The sequence below is a fragment of the Burkholderia sp. Tr-20390 genome (assembly GCF_017104595.1).
In the GTDB taxonomy this organism is placed as follows: Bacteria; Pseudomonadota; Gammaproteobacteria; order Burkholderiales; family Burkholderiaceae; genus Burkholderia.
Genome location: NZ_JAAGPC010000309.1, coordinates 1 through 5,992 on the forward strand (window position 1 = coordinate 1; position 5,992 = coordinate 5,992).

Below are 5,992 nucleotides of genomic sequence, written 5' to 3' on the forward strand. Positions count from 1 at the left end.
CCGGGCGCCGGCCCACGGCGGCTCACGCGCGGCTCGCCCGGCGTCGCACGTGCGGCGGGCGCCGGCTTACCGACGTCCATCGTCGCCGACACGAACCCGGCGCCACGGTCGTCGAACAGCGGCAGCGTGCCGACCGCGATCACCTCGGCCGGCCCGTCGCCCACGTTGGCGACCCGATGCCGCTTGCGCGCGTCGAAGTGCAGCGAGTCGCCGGGCGACAGCGGGTAATCCTTCTTGCCGACCGTGTAGCAGATCCGGCCGGCCAGCACGTACACGAATTCGTCGCCGCCGTGCGCGACCCATTCCGAGCGGTAGCCTTCCATCATCTGCACCTTGAGCGCGTTGATCTGGCTGCCGTCGAACGTGGTGGAGAGGCGTTCGTACCACTGCGACCTGGCGTCGAGCGCGTACGGCTTGCGGCGGCCCTCGTACGAATCGGGCTGGGCCTGGCGCGGCTGGTCGATCAGCGCGCCGAGCGGCACGCCGAGTGCCTTCGCGACGTTGACGAGCGACGACAGCGAGATGCCCGTGAGGTGGCGCTCGACCTGGGACAGGAACCCGACCGACAGCTTCGCCTCGGTCGCGACTTCCAGCAGCGTCTTCTTCGCTTCCCGGCGCAGGCGGCGAATGCGCTGGCCGATACGCATGATGTCTGAATCCATGAATCTCTTTCGTGACAACGAGTCGGGAGGCGAGCGGACGGGCGGTGCAGTCGCCGGACGGTGATTTCCGCGCCTCGCACGAAGCACGGCCGTCGGGGCGGCGATGCCGGCGCATTGTACCGCGCCGTGTCGCCGGGCGAATTCATGTGGCGTTGTGCCGGGATGCGCAGGCGCCGCGCCGATTTTAGCCCTACGAAAATTTTAGCTTGACCTCAATTTCGGCGTGTTCTAGATTCTGTCGCGCGTATCAAAAAAAGTTAAGTGGGACGAAAATTTTTTCAAGGACTGCTGCCGGAGCGGCACGGCGGTCCGGCGCCGTGCCGCGCCGGGCCGAACGTCCACCTGCAGCGGCGCCGTGCCGCATCAGGCCTGCCTCGGGCCTGCACCCCGCCGCGTCACCGCCGGCCGCCGACAACAATGCATAACGGGCTTCCGATGATCGATCGACTGAAATACAGCTTCTCCGGCCTTCCCCCGTACGACGCATCCGTCGTCGACACGCAGGCGGCTCTGTCGCGCCTGCTCGATGCGGCGCGGCTCGACGCGGTGCTGGTCACGTCGCAGGACGAATACGTGACCGAGTACCTGCCGCTCGCCAACAATCCGCGCTATGCGGTGTCGGGTTTCGACGGCTCGGCCGGCTGCGGGATCTTCCTGAGCGCGGCGACCGCGCAGGCGCTCGATCTGCCCCCGTTCGTGCTGTTCGTCGACGGCCGCTATCACCTGCAGGCCGAGCAGCAATGCGATCCGGCGCGCGTGCGCATCGAGAAGCTCGGGATGAACGTGACGATCTGGCAGGCGATGGCCGACTGGCTGGTCGCGCACGGCAGCCGGCTCGCGCGGGTCGGCTACGACGCGCGGCGGATCAGCGTCGCGCAGCGCGATCGCCTGTTCGAACGGACGCAGGCCGCGTCGCTCGACTGGACGAGCCTCGTCGACCGCGAGATCGATCGCGCGATCGACTTGCCGGGCTGGGTCGTCGAGCGGCCGATCTTCGAAGTGCCGGAATCGGCGACCGGCCTGAGCGTCGCGCAGAACCTCGACACGCTGAACCGCCGGCTCGCCGCGCATACCGGCGCGCCGGACGGCAAGACCGCGTTCTTCACCTGCGCGTCGGACGATCTCGCCTATCTGCTGAACAGCCGCGGCTATCACATCCCGAATGCGTCGTCGCACCTCGGCTTCCTGTTCGCGGTCGGCGGCCAGGTGGCGTTGTTCCTGCCGGAAGGCTGCGACCGCTGCGAGGTCACGCTCGCGTCGTATCCGGCGCTGCACGTGATCCGGCGCGATGTCGCGGCGCTCGAGCGCTTTCTCGCGCAGTTCGACGTCGAGCACGTGTGCTACGGCTTCGAGTCGGTGAACTGCGCGCTCGTCGACGCGGTGAAGCGGGTGTGGCCGCACGCTCGGCAGGCCGACTTCAACCCGGTCGAGGCGATGCGGGCCAGCAAGACGCCGGCGGTGCTCGAACAGTTCCGCGACGCGTTCGCGCGCAGCTCCGCGGCGATCGCCGAGACGATGCGCTGGGCGAAGGCCGGCGAGCCGGGCACCCGCCACACCGAATACGATCTGGCGCGCACGATCAACGACGCGTACGGCGCACGCTCGGCGGTGGCGCTGACGTTTCCGTCGATCGCGGCGAACGGCGCGAACAGCGCGTTCGCGCATTACACCGCGGCGAGCGCCGACGTCGAGCTGACGGAAGGCGAACTCGTGCTGCTCGACAGCGGCGCGTACTACGAAGCCGGCTTCGCGACGGACTGCACCCGTGTGGTGCTGCGCCGGACCCGGCCGGAAACGGTCGCGCAGCCGTGGCAGCGCGAGATCTACACGGTCGCCCTGAAGGCCTGCATCAAGGGGCTCGTCACGCGCTTTCCGAGCACCGCGAAGGGCGGCGACGTCGATGCGCTCGTGCGGCAGGTGTGCCGCGACCACGGCCACGATTTCGGCCACGGCACCGGGCACGGCGTCGGGATCCACGTGCACGAGGGCGGCGTGCGGTTCGCGCCGGGCGCGCAGTACGGGCTCGTGCCGAATGCGGTGATCTCGATCGAGCCGGGCATCTATGTGCCGGGCAAGGGCGGCGTGCGGATCGAGAACATCGTGATCATCCGCCAAGACGACGCGCAGCCGGACACCGTCACGTTCGAGAACATCGTGACGGTCGGCTACGACTGGGACCTGATCGATCTCGACCTGCTGGACGACGACGAGCGCGCGTACCTGCGCGACTACGAGCGGCTGTGCGTGGAGCGCGGCACGCAGGTCACCGCGTGTCCGCTGCTGTAGGCACCGCCGCCCGCGCCGGTCAGTTCAGCAGGCGTGCCCGCACGAACGGCGCGATCCGCTCGGCGAGCCACGCGTGCGTGCGCGTGGTCGGGTGCAGCGTGTCCCAGAACACGAAGCGCGCCGGGTCGCGGCAGTCCGCACGCGGCGTCTGCGCGCTCAGGTAGGTGAGCGACGACGGTTTCGGGATGTCGAGGCATGAACGCTTAGCATCGTCGAAGCCGTACTGGGCCGGGTGACTCAGCAGGTCGTCGAACAACGCATACGCATCGAAAACCTCGAGCCGCAGCGTCGCGCCGTAGCGGGCGCGCAGCGCGGCGGCCGCGTCCGCGAGGCGCTGGTTGTAGTCCTTCACCTGCGCGGCCACGCTCGCGGTGTCGGTGCGGGTCGCGAACACCGGCGCACGCGACACGTCCGGCAGCGTGACGAGCATGATCCGCGTCGCGCCGGCGGCGGCGAGCCGCTCGAGGCTGTCGCGCACCGCATTCGCCGCCTGCTCGGGCGAGCGCCCGTAGTTCACCAGGTCGTTGCCGCCCGCGAACACCGCGAACAGCGTGTTGGCGGGCCGGTAGTCCGGCGCGCGATCCATGTATTCGCGCCACGAGTCGATCTGCTGCACGAGGCCCGGCACGACGAGGTACTGGTCGGTCGCCGCGCCGCCGATTGCCCAGTTGTAGAACGGCAGCCGCAGCGTGTTGGCGAGATATTCGGCCCACACCGGGCCGTTGCTGAAGCGCCCCGCATTCCAGCTCGTGCCGTTCGGCAGCTTCCACTGGCTCGCGTTGAACATGTTCTGCGTGTCGGACAGGCTGTCGCCGAACACGATCAGCTTGTTGACGCGCGCGTCCTGCTGCGCGGTGTCGATGGTCCACACCGTGTAGTTGAACGACAGCGCGTTGTTCGCCGCGACCGCCTGCACGAGGTCGGTCTTGATGCCTTTCGCGGCCAGCGTCTTGCGGCACACGTCGGCGAGCGTGTCCTGCGGCGTCGTGCTGTAGAACATGTTCTTCCACTGCGTGATGCCGTCCGCCCACCAGTAGCCGGACACGCGATACCAGTCGCCGCCGGCCGGGTTGCGCGCCCATTCGTAGGTCGCGGCCGGCTTCAGCGGGTCCGCGTCGATCCGGTACCAGCAGCGCAGGTACGTGTAGGTGTCGGAGCCGCGGCGGGACGCGCGCGGCGTGGCGCCTGGCGGGCTCGATGCGGCCGGCGGCACGACGTCGGGGCCGGCCGGAGACAGCGACATGTCGCCCGTCGGCGTGGGCAGCGGCGCGGGGCCGGCGGCCTGCGCGGCGGGGAGCGTCAAGGCGGCGCCCAGCGTGGCGACAGCGGACACGGCGGCGACGCGGGATGAAAACGGAATGCGGAAATATGGCATGCGGCCCTCTTCTGATTGTTGTGACGGGACGGCGCGCGGCTGCGCGACCGTGTATCGGAAGGGACCGTGGGTGCCGGGCTCGGGCCCGGTCTGTCGAAACGTGACGTGCCGCGAACGGCGGGGAGAGTACGGTGGCGGCGCGGCCGCCGATCAGTCAGTCAGTTAGTGCTTCAGCGCGTGAGGGCCGACACGCGGCCGTCGGCGCCGTAGATGCCGGCCGGCGCGGGCGCCGAGCGCAGTACCGCGAGCGCGCGCTCGTTGTAGTCCATCCGGATCCGGATCAGCATCCCGTTGTTCGCATTGGCCTGGCGCGCGCGTTCGGCGGACTGCTGCAGCAACTGCCAGCGGCCGGCGAGGCGGGCATCGCGCTCGGCGGCCTGGTCCATCCCCTTCTTGCCGGCCGGAAAGCCGAGTGCGGAAAGCTGGGTGTCGCGCGTGCGTTCGAGCTGCGCGAGCCGGTCGATCAGCTCGCTTTTCTTCTCGACGATCCCGGGCAGCATCTCGAGCGGTTGCGCCATCGTCAGCGCCTTTTCCTCGTACGCAAGCAGGGACGCGAACGCTTCGATCGTCGCGTGTTCGTCGTTGACCGTGGCCAGCAGCTCTTCTCTCATCGCGTCATGCTCGTCACGCCGGCGCGGGGAGCGCCGGCAAACCGGGGGGCGGGCCTCGCGAGGCCCGCTTCAGTTGCCCGGGCGCTGCTGCTGCAGCAGCTCTCGGGCGGTATTCAATACGCCGTCGGCGATCTTGTTCGCGTCGATCGTCAGCGTGCCGTTGTTCAGCGCGTCCTTGATCGACTGGACCAGGCCCGTGTCGATATCGCCGTTGCCGGACGCGGATACCGAGCGCAACTGGCCGGACAGACCCGACAGGTTCACGCTCCGGTCGCCGCCGCTCGACCCCGCATCGGCCGCCTGCGCGGACGAAGACGAGGCCGTGCCGGATTGCGCACGGGTCGCGCCGTTGCCGGTCGGCGCCAGGGGGCTCGGGTTCGGAGTGGAATCGATCTTCACGATGGGTTTCCTGTTCGGTTTGACCCAGATAACGGCCGGGTCGGCCCGAACTTTAGCATCGCGAGCCCGAAATGCCCCGAATAAACAATTCTTTACATTCTTGCCGTGAGATCCGTCCCTATAGCGGAATTTCCACGGTGCCGGCGTCCTTGACGATCGCCGTGACGATCTGGCCCGCCGCCATCCGCACCCGGACCGACTGGCCGGGCACCGCATTCGCCAGCGCGCTGCCCTCGGCCGAAATCGTGAAACCGGGCCCGGCCGCGACGACCCGCACCGTCTGGCCGGCCGACACCGACGCCGCGCTCTTCAGCAGGTCCTGCCGCAGCGGCAGCCCGGCCGAGATGCGCGCGAGCGCGGTCGCACCGATCGCCTGCGCCGGATCGGTGATCACCGCGAGCGGCAGCACCGTCAAGTCGCCGTCGCGGGCCACCAGGTCGGCCGCGGAAAGCGGCTCGCCGGGCGCGATCTGGCGCGCGGCGACGTAGTAGGTGGCCTGCACGGTGACTTTCGCCTGCAGGTAGACGGTCCACGGCCGCTCGCCCGCGCAGCGCACGCCGACCGTCGTGCGGCCCCACAGGCGCGCGCCGGTCGGCATGAACGGCTCGAGCGTCGTGCACGCGGCGAGCCCGCGCGGAAACGCGGTCGTGACCGTCGTG

At 69.5% G+C, this 5,992-nt stretch carries 6 protein-coding genes; 1 reads left to right on the top strand and 5 read right to left on the bottom strand.

The window, feature by feature from the left end; genetic code table 11:
- The coding region (locus tag G3N98_RS37875) for an XRE family transcriptional regulator (RefSeq protein ID WP_241026259.1) at positions 1-662 on the bottom strand (662 nt) is incomplete at its 3' end.
- A 435-nt stretch (positions 663-1,097) separates the two neighbouring features.
- Between G3N98_RS37875 and G3N98_RS37880 the strand changes: the two genes are divergently transcribed.
- On the top strand, positions 1,098-2,948 hold the full coding sequence (locus G3N98_RS37880) for a M24 family metallopeptidase (RefSeq protein ID WP_206150983.1): 1,851 nt from the start codon (positions 1,098-1,100) through the stop codon (positions 2,946-2,948).
- A gap of 19 nt (positions 2,949-2,967) precedes the next feature.
- On the opposite strand, the gene G3N98_RS37885 is transcribed toward G3N98_RS37880, so the two are convergent.
- The 4 genes from G3N98_RS37885 to flgA all read right to left on the bottom strand — a co-directional run.
- The gene (locus tag G3N98_RS37885; protein WP_206150984.1) at positions 2,968-4,323 is read right to left on the bottom strand and encodes an SGNH/GDSL hydrolase family protein; all 1,356 of its coding nucleotides are present in this window, start codon (positions 4,321-4,323) and stop codon (positions 2,968-2,970) included.
- A gap of 170 nt (positions 4,324-4,493) precedes the next feature.
- Entirely contained in the window at positions 4,494-4,934 is a 441-nt protein-coding gene (locus tag G3N98_RS37890) for a flagellar protein FlgN (RefSeq protein ID WP_206150985.1), read from the bottom strand.
- Between the two features lie 69 nt (positions 4,935-5,003).
- On the bottom strand, positions 5,004-5,333 hold the full coding sequence (gene flgM / locus G3N98_RS37895; protein ID WP_206150986.1) for a flagellar biosynthesis anti-sigma factor FlgM: 330 nt from the start codon (positions 5,331-5,333) through the stop codon (positions 5,004-5,006).
- Positions 5,334-5,451: 118 nt separating this feature from the next.
- Positions 5,452-5,992, bottom strand: a 541-nt coding sequence (gene flgA, locus G3N98_RS37900; protein ID WP_206150987.1) for a flagellar basal body P-ring formation chaperone FlgA, incomplete at its 5' end; no start/stop codon positions are given.